Origin of the sequence: uncultured Parabacteroides sp. (assembly GCF_902493135.1) — a bacterium.
Lineage (GTDB): Bacteria > Bacteroidota > Bacteroidia > Bacteroidales > Tannerellaceae > Parabacteroides.
Genome location: NZ_CABUOD010000061.1, coordinates 1 through 16,826, shown reverse-complemented (window position 1 = coordinate 16,826; position 16,826 = coordinate 1). Strand labels below are relative to the sequence as shown.

Genomic DNA, 16,826 nt, shown 5'->3' with positions numbered 1-16,826 from the left:
GCCTCGTCTACATCCGCCACCTCGAAGACATCAACATCCAGAACAACGCGATCTATACTTCCAAGCTGGAAGGAATCGCCGAAGGGAAAGCGGAAGGGCTTGCAGAAGGGAAAGCGGAAGGGCTTGCCGAAGGGAAAGCAGAAGGTCTTGAAGAAGGAAAAGCGGAAGGTTTTGCCGAAGGCATGCGCCAAGTCGCTTCCAAGATGAAAGAGACGGACGTAGATATGGCTACCATAGCAAGGTGCACCGGCTTGAGCGAGGAAACAATCCGGTCTTTATAAGGGAAACTGCGACCTTGCAAGAAGAAGGTCCGTTTACAAGAATATGAGCCGATTGGACAATGGGCGGCGACCGCTAAATTAAGATTTACCAATCAGCTCATATTCTTAGGCAATCACTTACTTCAATTCCCGAATCTTGATGTTACGGAACCAAATGGGATAGCCATGATCTTGCAAGCCGATATAACCTTCATGGGAAATACCTTCCTGAAAACCTTCAAAATCCTTGAATTTGCTATTGGCAACCAACTCATCCCACTCTTTGCTCCACAAAGTGTACTGAACGACCTTTTTACCGTTCTGGGTATGCGTCACCTTGCCATCCTTCACTTTGATTACGATCGTGTTCCATTCGCCGGCAGGTTTCACCGTTTTCGGATCGGCAGGAAGCATATCATACAAAGAGCCGGCAAGGTGGTTGGCCAACTTGTTGTCGGTAGCATCCACATTATCCAAGACCTGCACTTCGGGAGCTGCATAATAGATCGGTTTGCCCGGAACTTCACGTACATAGTAGAAGATGCCTGAATTTCCCATTTTGCTGGTTTTCCAATCAACAGACAGTTCAAAGTTCTTGTATTTCTTTTCCTTATACAGGATATCGCCTCCTGCACCATGTCCCGGTTTCTTGCCCGGAGCGGTAAAGACTTTCATCGCTTCGTCTTCGATTACCCAGTTCGAAGCCATTCCGGTATTGTTGCATTGTCTCCAACCGGTAAAATCTTTCCCGTTGAACAGCAAGGTCCAACCTTGTTTCTTTTCTTTTTCAGTCAACGTGTTATTCGCTTTTTGCGCAAAAGATGGGACAGCAGCCATAACGGCCAAAAGGACCACAAACGATTTCAATACGTTTTTCATGTTACATTTCATTTTTAAATTAGACATTGAGAATATTAAAACTGAGCAAAGATAAATAAAAAAAGAGCTGCTCCATAAAGAACAACTCTTTCTTTTCAGTTCGGATCATCCGATTTTATTTGATAATCCCCAACTTCGAAGCATTGACGAAGTCGATGATATGCTGAATTTCATCGCTCATCGGAACCTGGTCCTTAATCATCAGCAGGGCATCGAATATACTGGTGTTGCCTTGATAGATGATACGGTAAGCATGGCTGATATGTTTTACGACCTTTTCACTCATGCCCTCGTGCATCAGGATTACGGAATTTACCCCGTAATAGGTGGTTGGCTCCAATGCGGCAACAATATAAGGGGGCACGTCCTTGCGAAAACGGCAACCGGTCTGCGTCATCGACCAAGTCCCGACACGGCAATTCTGGCTCACCAATACATTACCTCCGAAAATCACATAATCTTCAATCATGCAGTTGCCGGATATCTTGCTCCCGTAGCCAAACACGCTATGATTACCGATATGCGTGTCGTGGGAAACATGTACGCCTTCATGCAGGAAATTGCCATTGCCGATGATCGTCTTTCCATCAGGATGGGTCGCACGGTTGATCACCACGTTTTCACGGATCACGTTATCATCTCCGATTTCGACGATCGTATCGTCTCCTTTGTATTTAAAATCCTGCGGTTCGGCAGCAATGACAGCGCCATTGAAGACGCGGTTTCTCTTTCCCATGCGGGTTCCGCTCATGATGCTGGCATGAGGCATGATCTCGCAGTCATCCCCTATTTCCACATTCTTGTCGATGTATGCAAACGGATGGACGGTTACGTTCGCTCCTAACTTCGCGCTTGCATCTATATAAGCTAACGGACTAATCATAATAATAATCTCTTTTTTAATTGACAATTGCTTTTTACTCTCTTCCGCCACCGACGGCACTATATAAATTGATAACAGCCTGCATACGCTGGACATTGTCGGAGACTTCCGTCAACTGCGCACTGAGCAGACTCTGCTGGGCAGAAAGAATTTCCAGATAAGTGGACTGTCCGGACTGGAACAAAGCATTGGTATAGGTTACCGCCTTTTCCAACTCTTCTATCTGAGCCTTGTCCTGGACAAGTTTCCGATCTGTCGCGTCATAAAGATGCAAAGCGTCGCTCACTTCCTTTCCTGCTTCCAGGATCGTCTGCTGGTAGTTCATCTTGGCAATCTGCTCTTCCGCTTTTGAGATTTTCAGGTTAGCCACCAGCTTACCATTGTTAAAGATAGGCTGTGCCAGCGAAGCCAACGCCTGGAACATAAACTGTCCCGGATTGGAAACCGTAATGCCCGAACCGTTCGTCCAACCGGCTGTCGCCGTGATATTGAGTCCCGGATAAAAGGCGGCACGGGCCTTGTTGGTCGTATAATAAGCGCCGGCCAATGTCATTTCAGCCATCTTCACATCCGGACGGTTTTCCAACAATTGCAAAGGGACACCCGCCATCAGTTCTTCCGGCATTACCTGGTCTTCGAGCGTACTGCGATCAATGGACTGCGGTGCTTTCGCGAGCAATACGGACAAAGAGTTCTCCACCTCACGCACCTGGCGTTCCAGTTCGATCAACGAACCGGACACCTGATGGAACACGGCACGCATCTGGACGACTGCGGCCTCGGTTGTCATGCCGGCAATCTTCATCGCCTCCATAACCCGCACATTCTCTTTGTAGATATCCACCGTCTTGGAAGTAATCTCCACCTGGCGGTCCAGCATCAACAAGGTAAAGTAGGTATTGGCGATTCCGCTGATCAACTGCGAACGTATCGCTTGCTGCGTGTATTGGCTTTGCAAATAAGCGGCTTTTTGTCCACGACTTGCATTCAACAGTTTACCAAACAAATCCACTTCCCAACTGGCTGCTGCCGGCAAGGTATAAGCTTTTGCGTAATCAGAGTTGCCGATCGTCGTAACGGAACCTTGGGGAGCTAAATTCAGAGAAGGGAGAAAAGACAGGCGGGCGGAAGTCAGCAATAACTTAGCCTCCTCGACCCGCAGGATAGCGGCTTGCATATCCACATTGTTTGCCAATCCTTCTTCAATCAAGACCTGCAATTTCGGATCACGGAAAACTTCCTTCCAGGGCAGGTTTCCCATATTGGTTGTATCGGTTGCGGCCAACGTATCGGTAGCCGATACCGGATCACGGTAGATACCGGAAGTTTCGATCGTATCCGGACGGTCATATGCTTTATAGATGTGGCAACTGCTCAAAAGAGCGGTTGCACACACCATATATATAATCTGTTTCTTCATTGTCATCTCTTATTTTGTTTTTGCGTACTGTTCTATTTCCGTATTCATATCGCTGTTATCCAGATCTTCCCATTCGATAGGCTTGAATCTCTCCTGCAAGTATTGGAATACCACAAACAGAACCGGAACGATAAAAATCTGGAAGATCATACCGATAAACATACCTCCGATGGCAGCAGTACCCAAAGTACGGTTACCGTGAGCACCGACACCGAACGCGAACATCATAGGCAACAGACCGACTACCATAGCCAGTGATGTCATCAGGATAGGACGCAAGCGGGCGGCAGCCCCTAAAACGGCAGCCCACGTGATACTCATCCCCATACGGCGACGGTCGAGGGCAAACTCTACGATCAGGATGGCGTTCTTCGCCAACAGACCGACCAACATGATCAAGGCGATCTGCATATAGATATTGTTGGACATCGTGCCTAAGAGCATCTTCAGAGCCGGGATATTGCCCAAAGCGGCCCACCCCTGCACGAACAGGAAGCTACCCATCAAACCGAACGGAATGGAAAGCAATACGGCCAACGGCAGGATATAACTTTCATACTGGGCGCTCAACAGCAAATAAACGAATACGAAACAGAGCAGGAAGATCAAACCGGTCGTACTGCCGCTGGTTTCGGCCTCTTCACGCGCCATACCTCCCAACTCGTATCCGAAACCGGTCGGAAGCGTCGTTCCGGCAACTTCTTCGATCGCTTTCAATGCCTGGCCGCTGGTGTAACCGTCTGCCGGAGCAACCATCACTTTGATAGAGGTGTACATATTGAAACGGCTGATGATATCCGGACCGTACACTTTCTTAATAGATACGAACTGCGAGATAGGAGCCATTTCGTTACCATTGCGGACTTTGATATTCTTCAATGATTCCAGATTGGTACGCAAAGCCGGATCAGCCTGGACCATTACACGGTACATCTTACCGAAACGGTTGAAGTTGGAGGCATACAGACCACCGTAATATCCCTGCATGGTTGCCAGAATATCGCTCGGGCTAATCCCCACCTTCTTACAGGCAGCCGCATCGATATCGATCATATACTGCGGGAAGTTCGGATTGAAGGTACTCTGTGCCGACTTGATTTCAGGACGGGCGGTCAAGGCTGCCGTATATTGCTTCGTCACATCGAAGAATTTTTCCAGATCGCCACCGGTCTTATCCTGCATATTCAACTCGATATCGCTGGAAGCGGAATAACCCGGAATCATAGGCGGAGTAAAGAACAACACCTGTGCATCCTTCACGATCTTTTGCGCACGCATGAACAAACTGCCATACACGATATCCGAACTCTGCATCATGGAACGTTCTTCCCAGTCTTTCAACTTGATAATGTACGAACCGTAGGAAGGTCCCTGACCACCGATGAAGCTGAAGCCGATGATGGCCGTGCGTGATTTGACCGCCGGGTCGGCAGCGATCAGGCTGTCCACCTTATTCATTACCTCTATCGTACGTTCCTGGGAAGTTCCCGGCGGCAGCGTCACTGCCCCCATGATCGTACCGGTATCTTCATTCGGAACCATACCTGTCGGAGTCGCATTCATCAAAACGACGAGCAAGACGATACATCCGGCAACGATACCGAACGAAAGCCATTTCTTCTGGATAAAGAATACGACACGTTTTTTATAGCTATTCAGCAAAGAGTCGTATGCAGCATTGAAGGAAGCGTGGAAACGGGACACGAAAGTCGATTTCTTCTCATGTCCTTCTTCGTGTGGCTTCAGGAACATCGCACACAGAGCCGGGCTCAATGTCAAGGCGTTCAATGCGGACAAACCGATTGCGATAGCCATCGTCAAACCGAACTGACGATAGAATGTACCGGCCGTACCGCTCATGAAACTTACCGGGATAAACACGGACATCATGACCAACGTGATCGAGACGATAGCACCACCCAACTCGTTCATGGCATCGATGGAAGCCAGTTTCGCCGATTTGTAACCCTGGTCCAGCTTGGCATGGACTCCCTCGACGACCACGATCGCATCATCGACCACAATCGCAATGGCGAGCACCATAGCACAAAGAGTCAACAAGTTCAAGCTAAAGCCGATCAGCGACAGCATGAAGAACGTACCGATCAACGCAACCGGGATCGCGATAGCCGGTATCAAAGTCGAACGCATATCCTGCAAGAAGATATACACGACGATAAACACCAGGATGAAGGCCTCGATCAATGTCTTAAGCACCTCATGGATAGAAGCGTACAAGAAGTCGTTCGCGTTCATGCCGACATCGATCTTCAAGCCCGGAGGCAATATCTTTTCCGTCTCTTCCAACAGGTTCTGGATATTATTGATAGTCTCCGTCGCATTGGTTCCCGCCATCTGATAGACGATACAGGTTACGGCGCTATGCCCGTTTACTTTATTGACAAAGTTATAGGTCAGACGTCCCAATTCGATATCGGCGATATCTTTCATGCGGAGGACTTCACCATTCGGCAAGGCTTTCACAACCATGTCTTCGAACTCGTTTACCTCCTGCAAACGTCCCTTATAACGAATCGTGTACTGGAAACTCTGGTTCCCCTGTTCGCCGAACGAACCCGGAGCGGCTTCCACGTTCTGCTCGGCCAGGACACCGGCAACGTCATTCGGAACCAGGTTGTACTGTGCCATCACATCCGGTTTCAGCCAGATACGCATGGAGTAGTCGGTACCTAACACGTTCGCATCACCGACACCGGGTACACGCTGTACTTCGGGGATCAGGTTGATCTTCGCATAGTTCTCGATGAATCGCTGGTCGTAACGGTCCTCGGCGTCATAGACGGAGAACACGACCAACATGGAGTTCTGACGTTTCTGGGTCGTTACACCGATCTTGGTTACTTCGGCGGGCAGCAAACCTTGTGCCATGGAAACACGGTTCTGCACGTTTACGGCAGCCATATCGGGATCGGTTCCCTGCTTAAAGTAAATGGAAATATCGGCAGATCCGTTGTTAGAAGCATTGGAAGTCATGTACATCATGTTTTCCACACCATTGATCTGGTCTTCCAGCGGCGCAATCACACTATTCAATACCGTCTGCGCGTTTGCACCCGTATAAGTAGCTCTTACCGAAACGGTTGGAGGGGCGATATCCGGATATTGGGTAATAGGCAAGGACAGCAAGCCTAATATACCCAGTATGACAATCAGGATGGAGATCACCGTTGAGAGCACCGGGCGGTTTATAAATCTATCTAATTTCATATTTTCTGTTTTTAACGAACAAATGGGAGTTATTAATTAAAAGCGGTCTTCAGATTACCTTCATTCTGATCTTTCAAGGCCTGATCATATTTCGCTTTCTGCTGTTCCGGGGTGATCGGCTCGATAGCCTGGCCGTCACGGAGGTTCTGTACGCCTTCAATCACGATTTTATCGCCGGATTTCAAACCATTCGTCACCAGGTAATTCTTTCCGTCATCCAGATTGGAGATCTGAATCTCCGTATTTTTCACGGAATTGTCCGCCTGCAAGACGAAAACGAACTTCTTGTCCTGGATTTCGACAGTAGCGGACTGAGGGATAATAATGATTCCATCCATCGTGTACGGGAATATGATGTTACCGGTACCGCCGCTTCTCAGGATATTTTTATCATTCGGGAAAACAGCACGCATGCTGACAGATCCGGTAGATTGGTCGATTACGCCGCTAACGGCATCGATCTTACCTTCCGACTGATAGGTAGTGCCGTCGGACAGCTGCAAGCGGACAGCCGGCATCTTTTCCAACTGTTCTTTCAAAGTGCCCCCGGCTCTTGTCAGGCGCAACAGCTCTTTCTCCGTCATAGAGAAATAAACATACACGTCGTTGATTTCGGACACGGTTGTCAACGGCTGTGAAACAGAAGGGCTGACCAAACTTCCGATACGGTACGGGAATGTACCGACAACGCCATTCGACGGGCTCGTCACCGTACAGAAAGATAAATTCTGATTCGCGCTTACCAAAGATGCTTCCGCCTGGGCCAGGCTTGCCTTGGCAGACATGAGTTGGTTGACCGCCGTCTGATATTCAAAATCACTAATGATCTTTTGATCGAACAAAGCCTTTTTGTTCTTTTCGGTCAAAGTCAGAGTAGCGACATTGGCTTTTGCCATCTCGACAGCCGCTCTCGCCTGTCCTACCGCAGCTGCATACTGGGTCGGATCGATCTGGAACAAAGCCTGCCCTTTACGAACAGTTGCTCCTTCATCCACACATAACTTAACAATAAAACCCGAAACCTGGGGGCGCACCTCGATATCCTGCGTTCCTCTGATCGTGGCCGGATAGGAAGTCGACTGGTCGCTCGTTGTCGAATTGACAGCAAGAACAGCAAACTCATTATCCCCTAACTTCATACCGCTTTGACTGTTTCCACAAGCGGTTAATAAAGACACCCCTACTGCAAACAATGCGATTTGCCTCAATTGGGTAATAGTAGTTCTCAACATTTGTTTATCCATATTCATTATTTATATATATTCTACCTATTTTCGTTTTTTAGTCATTAGTAAGACCGTTAAAGCCATCGCAACGGGTGAGATCCGCTGCACCATAGTAAAAATTCCACAACGATGCTGTTCAAAACTTATGGGTTCATAGCCTATTCCTCATAAAAAGCGTACAAATGTAGAATCTTTTTGTTGTACTTTTTCCGTTTATACAATCTTTTATACTAAAAAACCGCTTATTTTGTATTTCTGTATCAGAGATATATCAGGACTTTGACCGATCGAAAATATATTCGTTTAAATTGCTACATAATTTTAACACGGAATTTGTTTATTCAATAATTTATCCTAATTTTACGGCTTATATAACCTAAATTATCAATTCACATGGAACCAAAGTTTATGATATCGGAAGTGTTCGGCACTTCATGGAAGTACACTAAATCTCAGATTTGGGTACTGGTAGGCCTGTATATCGGGTATTTTATCCTGTCAATGATCATTAGCCTGTTCGGCATGCCGGCACAAGGATCGATGGTCGGGCAAATCATTGTGTATCTGATAAGTGCCGCGATATACAGCGCTTTTATGCTGGGATACATCAAGAACCTGTTCCAGACAATGGATGGGGAAGAGCCACAGTTTTCGGCTTATGGACAACAGTCCCGTAAAATCGTCACTTATTTTATCGCCAGCCTTATTGTGGGTATCGTGGTGACTATCGGTGCATTCTTGCTGATTGTTCCGGGGATTTACCTAGGGATCCGTTTACAATTTTTTGCCGCCTACATCGTGGAAGAAGATTGCGGAATCATAGAATCCTTGCAAAAAAGCTGGAATCTGACGCAAGGACAGGTAATGCCGTTATTCTTATTGTTGCTGGCAATGATCGGCATCGCGATCATCGGCTGTATATTGTTTGTCGTCGGTGTTTTCGTTGCTATTCCTCTTATCTTTATGATGCAGTGCTACACATTCAGAAAATTAAATACAATTTCAACGGAAGAAGAAGTACAACAACTACAATAATTAAATCAATAAAAACAGACAACAGCCCGCAAAAATAAACATTCTGCGGGCTGTATAGCTTTCCAACCTATGGGTAAGACATATAGAATCAAAGACATTGCAGAGATGTCCGGTGTTTCGACCGGAACTGTCGACCGCATATTACACAACCGAGGCAAAGTATCCGAAGAGGCACAGAAAAAGGTAGAAAAAGTCTTAAAAGAAATAGACTATCACCCGAACCTGATAGCCCGTTCTCTTGCACTAAAAAAGAACTACCATTTCATCACACTGATCCCTTCTTTTGCAAAAGGCGAATATTGGGATAAACTTTGTGAAGGGATAGATAAAGCGGAACAGGAACTTTTCAGCTACAACGTAGAAGTCGAACGTATATGCTTCAACCAATACGACAAGAGCAGTTTCGACGAGCTCATTCCCCGAATCGAAAAAGCCGACTGCCAGGGAGTCGTGATCGCAACACAATTCCACGACAGCGTTATCAAACTGGCATCCCGGTTGGATCAGCTACAGATACCTTATATCCTGATAGACGCATTCATCGAAAACACCAATTGCGTGGCCTATTACGGAACCAATTCGTATGACTCCGGATATATTGCCGGCCGTCTGCTGTACGAACAAATCAACCCGACCGAAAACATCGCAATCTTCCGCTTTATCCGCAAAGGAGAAATGCAGGTGACCCAAGTAATGAAACGCGAGGAAGGCTTCAGAAATTATCTGGCAGAAAAGAACTACGACGGGCGTATCTATTCCGTACAGCTGCACGCTGACGAGCCGGAAAAGAACATAAGCATCCTCGATGCTTTTTTAGAAGAGCATAAGGAAGTGAACGCCGGTATCATATTCAACTCCCGCGCCCACTTACTGGGAAAGTACTTCCGTGACAAAGGAGGAAAATTCAGATTGATCGGCTATGACGTGATAGACCCGAATATCACTTGCCTGAATGACGGTTCCATCACGCACCTGATCGCCCAACGGCCGGAAGTACAGGGATTCAATTGCATACGGGCACTGTTCCGCCACCTGGTCCTCAAGGAAAAAGTCGAACAGATCAATTATATGCCGATCGATATCCTGATGAAAGAGAATATCAAATATTATAACAATTATATTTGAAAACATAAAAAGGTATTTTTTCCCTGTTTTCTTTTTGTTTGATAAATAAATACTATACTTTTGTACCCAATGTGTGCGCGAGCACAATGGAATAGTAACAATGAAATTATCACAATCATAAACAATAAAAATATGGCTAATTTATTTTGCGTTAAAGACAAAGTTGTCATTATTACCGGTGGAGCCGGAATTTTAGGTAGAGGTATTGCAGGCCATTTGGCTGAAGAAGGTGCCAAAATCGTTATTCTCGATCGTGCAGCCGAAGTTGGTGAACAGATTGTAGCCGACATCAAAGCTAAAGGCGGAGAAGCAAGTTTTTTCCTGACTGACGTATTAAACAAAGAAGTTCTGGAACAGAACAAAAAAGATATCCTGGCCAAATACGGTCGTATCGATGCGTTGCTGAATGCAGCCGGCGGAAATATGGCAGGTGCGACTATCGGACCGGACAGCACGATTTTTGACCTGAACATCGACGCTTTCCGTAAGGTGGTAGACCTGAACCTGTTCGGAACAGTTCTCCCGACAATGGTATTTGCCGATGTAATGGCAAACCAGAAAGAAGGGGCTATCGTCAACTTCTCTTCCGAATCCGCCTTGCGTCCGCTTACCCGTGTAGTTGGTTATGGCGCGGCTAAAGCAGCCATCTCCAACCTGACTAAATACCTGGCCGGTGAATTGGCGATCAAATTCGGAGAAGGTTTGCGTGTAAATGCAATCGCTCCGGGATTCTTCCTGACGGAACAGAACCGTACTTTGATGACTAATCCGGACGGATCCTACACTCCGCGTGCCGAATCCGTTATTGCACATACTCCGTTCAGACGTCTGGGTACACCGGATGAACTGTTTGGTACGATCCAGTATCTGATCAGCGACGCTTCCAAATTCGTAACCGGAACAATCGCTATCGTAGACGGTGGTTTTGATGCTTTTTCTATTTAATCTCACAATTAAAACAAGACATTATGTATTTATGCGAACAAACATGGCGTTGGTACGGACCGAACGATCCAGTTAGCCTTTCCGATATCCGCCAAGCCGGTGCTACCGGAATCGTAAATGCCTTGCACCATATCCCGAACGGAGAAGTATGGACAGTTGAAGAAATCCAAAAACGCAAGGATATGATCGAAGCTGCCGGCTTACGTTGGAGCGTAGTGGAAAGTGTACCTGTACATGAACATATCAAAACACAGAGTGGAGATTTCCAGAAATATATCGACAATTACAAAGAAAGCATCCGTAACCTCGCAGCTTGTGATATCCGTGTGATCACTTACAACTTTATGCCGGTTCTGGACTGGACCCGCACCAACTTGGCCTATACCATGCCGGACGGTTCCAAAGCATTGCGTTTCGAACGTGCCGCTTTCATGGCTTTCGATCTTTATATTTTGAAACGCCCTGCTGCAGAACAAGAATATACAGACGAAGAAAAAGCGATTGCAAAGGCCCGTCTCGACGAAATGAGCGAAGATGACAAAGCATTGCTGGTTCGTAACATGATCGCCGGTTTACCGGGTTCGGAAGAAAGCTTTACATTGGATCAGTTCCGTGCCGAACTGGATCGTTATAAAGATATCAATGCAGAAAGACTTCGGGCCAACTTGATTTATTTCCTGAAAGAGATCACTCCGGTTGCCGACGAAGTAGGCGTACGTATGGTTATCCATCCGGACGATCCTCCCTACTCGATCCTGGGCTTGCCCCGTATCTTGAGTACTGAAGAAGATTTTCGCAAATTGATCGAAGCCGTGCCGAACAAAAGTAACGGTTTATGTCTCTGCACCGGTTCATTCGGCGTTCGTGGCGACAATGACCTGGCAGGCATGATGAAGCGTTTTGGCGACCGTATCGACTTTGTCCATATTCGCAGTACCAAACGCGACGAAGCCGGAAACTTCTTCGAAGCAAACCTATTGGAAGGCGACGTGAACGTTTATGAAGTAATGAAGGCACTTCTTGAAATCGAACAGGAACGCGGTTGCTCGATCGCGATGCGCCCGGATCACGGTCATCAGATGATCGATGACTTGCACAAGAAAACAAATCCGGGTTATTCCTGTATCGGTCGTTTGCGTAGCTTGGCTGAATTGCGTGGCTTGGAACTGGGTATTGCTCGTTCTTTATTTAAATAATAGTGACAAGTAATCACAAATAGTTTGACATTGAAAGGCGTTCGACTCTTTTTCGGACGCCTTTCTTTTTCCTTTTCCGCTCTTTTCAAAACGAAAATAAATATAAAGAAATCAGAATGATATGTAAACAAAGAAAAAGAGGATAGCGATTTTAACCGTTTTTCCCTACTTTTGCAGTGCTAACAATTTCACAAAATGTCTAAAACACACTACAGCATACTGTCAGTCACCGTCTTACTCGTGTTAAACGCATGCCATTCTTTATGGACTGCTCGGACACAGCCTGCACCGCAGCAGGAATCGCTCTTAGTTCTGCCGACAACGGATATTCCTCTTCCTAATACAGACTTTGCTTTTCTGTTTCCGGAAGAACCGAAACTGAACAAACAAACATCTCCCCGCAAAAATATTACAGAAAACTTTTCCAGCAGGGAAAAAAGCGATATTGCCGCATCAGATCCACTACTGATGGCGGAAGAAAATTCGATGCTTATAGATTTAAGTTTGGTACAAAAAGAAGATTATGCATTCCCCTTACCCGGAGCAAAAGTAATATCCCCGTATGCCGGACGCAGGAAACACCATTCGGGTGTCGATCTGAAAACCCGTGCCAATGATACGATTGTATCGGCTTTCGATGGAATTGTCCGTTTAGCAAAGCCCTATTATGCATACGGAAATGTAATTGTCGTACGCCACTACAACGGATTAGAAACAGTCTACAGTCATAACTCCAAGAATCTGGTAAAGCCGGGAGATTATGTAAAAGCCGGACAACCGATTGCCCTGACCGGACGTACCGGAAGGGCCACGACCGAACATCTTCATTTTGAAGTACGGGTAAACGGGCAACACTTCAATCCGAATTTAGTATTCGACCTGCAAGAACGAAAACTTAACGATCAATGCTTGGTATTCACCAAAAAAGGCAACAAAATCGCAGTAAAATCCGTCGAGCTAATGCCACATCAGTTTGCAGGCGATTACAGTTATTCACCTGCCGCCCGCAAAAACAAAGGACAAATAGATAGCGAAAAGGAAACTTTATAAATTCCTTTTCAATGCCCTTGCAGTGCTTCTACCAGAAGATTGATATTGACGGTAAACAAGCGGACTGATATCGCCAACAGAATAATGCCGAAGAATTTCCGGATAATGTAGATTCCGCCTTTTCCAAAAAAACGTTCGATACGGGCTGTCATACGGACAACAAAATAAACCCATATCATATTCAGTATTAAAGCTATCACTATATTGACACTGGCATACTCCGCCCTCAAAGACAACAATGTGGTAAACGAGCCGGCACCGGCCAGTAAAGGAAAGACCAACGGAACCAGAGTCGCCTCTTTTATCGGTCCTTGGTTTTTAAAGATTTCTATATCGAGTATCATCTCCAGCGACAACAGGAAAATAACAAACGAACCAGCTACTGCAAACGATTCGATATCCACATGGAAAAGCCGCAGCAGGACATCACCTGCATAAAAGAATCCGATCATCAACAAAAAAGAGATAACCGTCGCCTTCATGGCGTTCACATCCTTACCCTTTTCTTTCAAATTGATAATAATCGGAATGGAACCAATAATATCAATCACTGCAAATAATACAATGAATGCACTGATCATTTGCTGAAAATCAAAACTTTCAAACATAAGATACTCTTTTTAATTGCTCTAAAGGTACAAAATCTTTCCCAACAAGCGATTGACAAATAGTAACAATCGCTTCGATGAATAATGTTTTTCTATCGATGTCCTATTAGAGATCAAGCCCAAGTCAACTACACCGCCAGCCGTTACAATAAAGAGTCCGGTAAATTCAAGCCCATTTTCGATTTCACCTTAGTGATGGTCGCCATCATTTTATCACTGGTCTTCACTCAACGAACCGAAATAGTCAAAGAAGGCTCCCGATAGCCACCTATATCGTGAGCTTTCTGAACAATAAATCATGACTCTAAAAGACTTTCCAAGATTTATTGCATCTTGTCAGGATTCGTTTTCAATACGAATATTAATCGCATTCATCCCCCTCAGACCGCGTTCAAGTTCAAAAGTAACGATGTCAGTTTCCGAAATATCGGTCAGTGTATTATTGCTGACATGAAAAAAATACTTCTCGGCACTATCAAGGTCTTTGATAAAACCATAACCTTTTGATTCATTAAAATAATCAACTCTCCCTTTCAGTACGGAAGGCGTCTCTATATCTTCTTTTTTGGGAGTCGAGATAAGAATCTCTTCTTGTTTAATCTCTTCTTTATTAGGATTCACTTCGGGAGGAGTCGATGTAATCACACCATTTTCATCCACATAAGCGATCATATCATCAAAACTATTCGCTTTGCCAAGTAGTTTTCTGTCTTCCTTCTTTTTTTGTTTTTCTGCCCGCCGGGCTTGTTTCTTTTTTTCGTTTTCTCGTTTATTGTATGTTACGGATTTTGCCATTTAATCTATATTTAATTACATTAATAATCAACCTCTTATGTAAAGGTTCGGAGTGGAATGCCAAGGTATTTCCGGAATATGGAAACGCAGGATATAAAAAAATCCCTGCTATTGCATTGAAGAGTAGGAGCTAACTAAGCTATGGAAGAGTCATGAAGGAGTGTCAAAAATAGAAAACGGAACGCAGATGACACAGATCCGACAGAGAACCGCAGATTTTTTTATTGATCAACAATAATCAATCTGTGTGAATCCGTCTCATCTGTGTTATCTGTGTTCTAATATACAGATTTATGACATACCCCCATATATCAGGAGATCAATATCGTCTGGAATTACTATAACCACCTCTTCTTTCACGGTATCCGCCGTTTGAAGGTTTTTCGGCGCGGGGACGGGCCACGCTTACCGAGATCACTTTTTTCTCAAATTCAGCTCCATTAAGCGCCTCGATAGCCTTTTCGCCATCAGCATCGTTTACCATTTCAACAAAACCGAATCCTCTGGATCTTCCAGTTTCTCTGTCCATGATAACTTTTGCAGACGTAATCTCTCCATACTCTGCAAACAAATCATTCAAATCAGCATCATTAATGCTATAATTCAAACCTGTAATGTAAATGTTCATTTAAAATTTCGTTTTTAATAAATACTAATAGGGTATGAGAGGAAAATTAATGGAGAGGCCTACTTATAATAAAGAAGAACTATACGCTAATAATACGTAACTCAAACTCTGACTCAAAGGTAACACTATTAATCAAACCAACAACTATTATCACCCTATAAATTGTCATTTTTCTTGTTAAGACCGGCAAAACAGTGCTATTATCCGGATTAGACGCCCACTTCGTAAAGAGCGTTTACCCTCCAGAAACCGCTAAACGGGGCAATCAGCAAGAATCTTCTCCCTGCAAAAACATCCTTCCAAGTGATCATTAACAAACCCTGTTGCCTGCATATGAGCATAACATATAGTAGAACCGAAGAACTTAAATCCTCGTTTCTTCATATCCTTGCTCATTGCGTCCGATTCCGGAGTCGTAGCAGGAATCTCCTTTAATGATTTAAAACGGTTTACAATCGGTTTCTGTCCGGGAAGAAATGATAACGTATAATTATAGAAACTGCCAAATTCCTTTTGAATCGCCATAAAACATTTGGCATTCGTGATGGCGGATGCGATCTTCAGCCGATTCCTGACAATCCCATCAAAAAGCATCAACCGGTCAATATCATCCGAGGTCATCGAGGCCACTTTCTCAACATCGAAGTTGCAAAATGCCTTTTTATATCCTTCGCGTTTGCGAAGAATCGTAATCCAAGCCAATCCAGCCTGAGCACTCTCCAGAACCAGAAATTCGAATAAGGTTTTATCATCGGTAATCAATCGCCCCCATTCCTCATCGTGATATCTCACATACAAATCGTCAGTTCCAGCCCAACCACAACGTCTATTTATAATATCTTCCATCTTTCATGATTTATAATTCTCAAAGGTATTTATTAAAGATGAATACACAAGAGAGCAGTCTAAAAACTTTTCAACAAATTCCTTAAACCGTCATATTTATTCAAAGGAGAAAAAAAGATTAGTACTGAAAGCTATCAATCACGCTAAAACTATCATGATACTATGTTCTTCTACAGTGAGGAAAATATACACACATTATATAAGAGCACATGTACCCTCTAATGTTTATGCAAAGAGTTCTTCCTTTGACAAAAGGAAGAATGTATGACACAAATAGAAGATTTTGTAATTCAAAGAGTGAAAGAACTCCGTATAGAAAAAGGAATGTCCCAGAGGGAATTTGGTGATAACATAAACTTGAGTCAGGGATTTATCCGCGACTGTGAAAATCCACGAAAAAGAGCAAAGTATAATTTAAACCATCTTAACGAAATTGTCCGGGTGTTTGGGTGTAGCTTCAGTTATTTTTTCCCCGACCAAGCCCTGGAATAACTTTCATATTATATGATAAGAACTCAATCCATCAACAGAAAATTTTAAATAATACAAAAAATACCCGGTTTTACATTATTGGGTGTAAAACCGGGTATTTTCTTTATAAAACATTGATTTTCAATATTTATCGCGGTGCGTACGGGACTCGAACCCGTGACCCCATGCGTGACAGGCATGTATTCTAACCAACTGAACTAACGCACCAAA

The 16,826-nt window shown here is 44.7% G+C and carries 15 protein-coding genes, 1 tRNA gene and 1 pseudogene; 7 read left to right on the top strand and 10 right to left on the bottom strand.

What is annotated here, in order from left to right; translation table 11 throughout:
• Window positions 1–281 (top strand): annotated as a pseudogene (locus tag RDN79_RS17670) (hypothetical protein); the annotation flags it as partial.
• Window positions 282–398: 117 nt separating this feature from the next.
• Here RDN79_RS17670 and RDN79_RS17665 read toward each other — a convergent pair.
• The 5 genes from RDN79_RS17665 to RDN79_RS17645 all read right to left on the bottom strand — a co-directional run bounded on the left by RDN79_RS17665 (window position 399) and on the right by RDN79_RS17645 (window position 7,914).
• Complete coding sequence (locus RDN79_RS17665) at window positions 399–1,139, bottom strand: DUF1080 domain-containing protein (protein WP_298553394.1); 741 nt, start codon at window positions 1,137–1,139, stop codon at window positions 399–401.
• 115 nt (window positions 1,140–1,254) lie between these two features.
• Window positions 1,255–2,022: an acyl-ACP--UDP-N-acetylglucosamine O-acyltransferase gene (lpxA, locus tag RDN79_RS17660; protein WP_298553392.1), complete on the bottom strand. Its 768-nt coding sequence runs from the start codon at window positions 2,020–2,022 to the stop codon at window positions 1,255–1,257.
• Between the two features lie 34 nt (window positions 2,023–2,056).
• Entirely contained in the window at window positions 2,057–3,448 is a 1,392-nt protein-coding gene (locus RDN79_RS17655; protein ID WP_298553390.1) for an efflux transporter outer membrane subunit, read from the bottom strand.
• 3 nt (window positions 3,449–3,451) lie between these two features.
• Window positions 3,452–6,670: an efflux RND transporter permease subunit gene (locus tag RDN79_RS17650; protein ID WP_298553388.1), complete on the bottom strand. Its 3,219-nt coding sequence runs from the start codon at window positions 6,668–6,670 to the stop codon at window positions 3,452–3,454.
• Between the two features lie 32 nt (window positions 6,671–6,702).
• Window positions 6,703–7,914 carry an efflux RND transporter periplasmic adaptor subunit gene (locus tag RDN79_RS17645; RefSeq protein ID WP_298553386.1) on the bottom strand — a complete coding sequence of 404 codons (1,212 nt, stop codon included), beginning with the start codon at window positions 7,912–7,914 and terminating at the stop codon, window positions 6,703–6,705.
• 375 nt (window positions 7,915–8,289) lie between these two features.
• On the opposite strand from RDN79_RS17645, the gene RDN79_RS17640 reads away from it, so the two are divergent.
• The 5 genes from RDN79_RS17640 to RDN79_RS17620 all read left to right on the top strand — a co-directional run bounded on the left by RDN79_RS17640 (window position 8,290) and on the right by RDN79_RS17620 (window position 13,247).
• Complete coding sequence (locus RDN79_RS17640) at window positions 8,290–8,931, top strand: hypothetical protein (RefSeq protein ID WP_298553383.1); 642 nt, start codon at window positions 8,290–8,292, stop codon at window positions 8,929–8,931.
• 69 nt (window positions 8,932–9,000) lie between these two features.
• Window positions 9,001–10,056: a LacI family DNA-binding transcriptional regulator gene (locus RDN79_RS17635; RefSeq protein ID WP_298553381.1), complete on the top strand. Its 1,056-nt coding sequence runs from the start codon at window positions 9,001–9,003 to the stop codon at window positions 10,054–10,056.
• Window positions 10,057–10,188: 132 nt separating this feature from the next.
• Entirely contained in the window at window positions 10,189–11,001 is an 813-nt protein-coding gene (locus RDN79_RS17630; RefSeq protein WP_298553379.1) for an SDR family oxidoreductase, read from the top strand.
• A gap of 23 nt (window positions 11,002–11,024) precedes the next feature.
• Window positions 11,025–12,197, top strand: a complete 1,173-nt coding sequence (gene uxuA / locus RDN79_RS17625) for a mannonate dehydratase (protein WP_298553377.1) — start codon at window positions 11,025–11,027, stop codon at window positions 12,195–12,197.
• Between the two features lie 195 nt (window positions 12,198–12,392).
• Window positions 12,393–13,247 (top strand): M23 family metallopeptidase, encoded by an 855-nt coding sequence (locus RDN79_RS17620; RefSeq protein ID WP_298553375.1) that lies wholly within the window; start codon window positions 12,393–12,395, stop codon window positions 13,245–13,247.
• An 8-nt stretch (window positions 13,248–13,255) separates the two neighbouring features.
• Here RDN79_RS17620 and RDN79_RS17615 read toward each other — a convergent pair whose 3' ends face one another.
• The 4 genes from RDN79_RS17615 to RDN79_RS17600 form a co-directional block, all read right to left on the bottom strand.
• On the bottom strand, window positions 13,256–13,855 hold the full coding sequence (locus RDN79_RS17615; protein ID WP_298553373.1) for a MarC family protein: 600 nt from the start codon (window positions 13,853–13,855) through the stop codon (window positions 13,256–13,258).
• 336 nt (window positions 13,856–14,191) lie between these two features.
• On the bottom strand, window positions 14,192–14,650 hold the full coding sequence (locus RDN79_RS17610; protein WP_298553371.1) for a cold-shock protein: 459 nt from the start codon (window positions 14,648–14,650) through the stop codon (window positions 14,192–14,194).
• A 319-nt stretch (window positions 14,651–14,969) separates the two neighbouring features.
• The gene (locus RDN79_RS17605) at window positions 14,970–15,278 is read right to left on the bottom strand and encodes an RNA-binding protein (protein WP_298553370.1); all 309 of its coding nucleotides are present in this window, start codon (window positions 15,276–15,278) and stop codon (window positions 14,970–14,972) included.
• Between the two features lie 252 nt (window positions 15,279–15,530).
• Window positions 15,531–16,124 (bottom strand): DNA-3-methyladenine glycosylase I, encoded by a 594-nt coding sequence (locus RDN79_RS17600; RefSeq protein WP_298553368.1) that lies wholly within the window; start codon window positions 16,122–16,124, stop codon window positions 15,531–15,533.
• A 264-nt stretch (window positions 16,125–16,388) separates the two neighbouring features.
• On the opposite strand from RDN79_RS17600, the gene RDN79_RS17595 reads away from it, so the two are divergent.
• Window positions 16,389–16,616 (top strand): helix-turn-helix domain-containing protein, encoded by a 228-nt coding sequence (locus tag RDN79_RS17595; RefSeq protein ID WP_298553366.1) that lies wholly within the window; start codon window positions 16,389–16,391, stop codon window positions 16,614–16,616.
• A 133-nt stretch (window positions 16,617–16,749) separates the two neighbouring features.
• On the opposite strand, the gene RDN79_RS17590 is transcribed toward RDN79_RS17595, so the two are convergent.
• Window positions 16,750–16,823, bottom strand: a tRNA-Asp gene (locus RDN79_RS17590).
• Window positions 16,824–16,826 lie beyond the last annotated feature (3 nt).

Coding starts and splice junctions, on each gene's coding strand:
- RDN79_RS17605 (WP_298553370.1), bottom strand. CDS start 15,278: ATGAACATTTACATTACAGGTTTGAATTATAGCATTAATGATGCTGAT.
- uxuA (WP_298553377.1), top strand. CDS start 11,025: ATGTATTTATGCGAACAAACATGGCGTTGGTACGGACCGAACGATCCA.
- RDN79_RS17610 (WP_298553371.1), bottom strand. CDS start 14,650: ATGGCAAAATCCGTAACATACAATAAACGAGAAAACGAAAAAAAGAAA.
- lpxA (WP_298553392.1), bottom strand. CDS start 2,022: ATGATTAGTCCGTTAGCTTATATAGATGCAAGCGCGAAGTTAGGAGCG.
- RDN79_RS17640 (WP_298553383.1), top strand. CDS start 8,290: ATGGAACCAAAGTTTATGATATCGGAAGTGTTCGGCACTTCATGGAAG.
- RDN79_RS17615 (WP_298553373.1), bottom strand. CDS start 13,855: ATGTTTGAAAGTTTTGATTTTCAGCAAATGATCAGTGCATTCATTGTA.
- RDN79_RS17635 (WP_298553381.1), top strand. CDS start 9,001: ATGGGTAAGACATATAGAATCAAAGACATTGCAGAGATGTCCGGTGTT.
- RDN79_RS17595 (WP_298553366.1), top strand. CDS start 16,389: ATGACACAAATAGAAGATTTTGTAATTCAAAGAGTGAAAGAACTCCGT.
- RDN79_RS17620 (WP_298553375.1), top strand. CDS start 12,393: ATGTCTAAAACACACTACAGCATACTGTCAGTCACCGTCTTACTCGTG.
- RDN79_RS17655 (WP_298553390.1), bottom strand. CDS start 3,448: ATGACAATGAAGAAACAGATTATATATATGGTGTGTGCAACCGCTCTT.
- RDN79_RS17665 (WP_298553394.1), bottom strand. CDS start 1,139: ATGAAAAACGTATTGAAATCGTTTGTGGTCCTTTTGGCCGTTATGGCT.
- RDN79_RS17600 (WP_298553368.1), bottom strand. CDS start 16,124: ATGGAAGATATTATAAATAGACGTTGTGGTTGGGCTGGAACTGACGAT.
- RDN79_RS17630 (WP_298553379.1), top strand. CDS start 10,189: ATGGCTAATTTATTTTGCGTTAAAGACAAAGTTGTCATTATTACCGGT.
- RDN79_RS17650 (WP_298553388.1), bottom strand. CDS start 6,670: ATGAAATTAGATAGATTTATAAACCGCCCGGTGCTCTCAACGGTGATC.
- RDN79_RS17645 (WP_298553386.1), bottom strand. CDS start 7,914: ATGGATAAACAAATGTTGAGAACTACTATTACCCAATTGAGGCAAATC.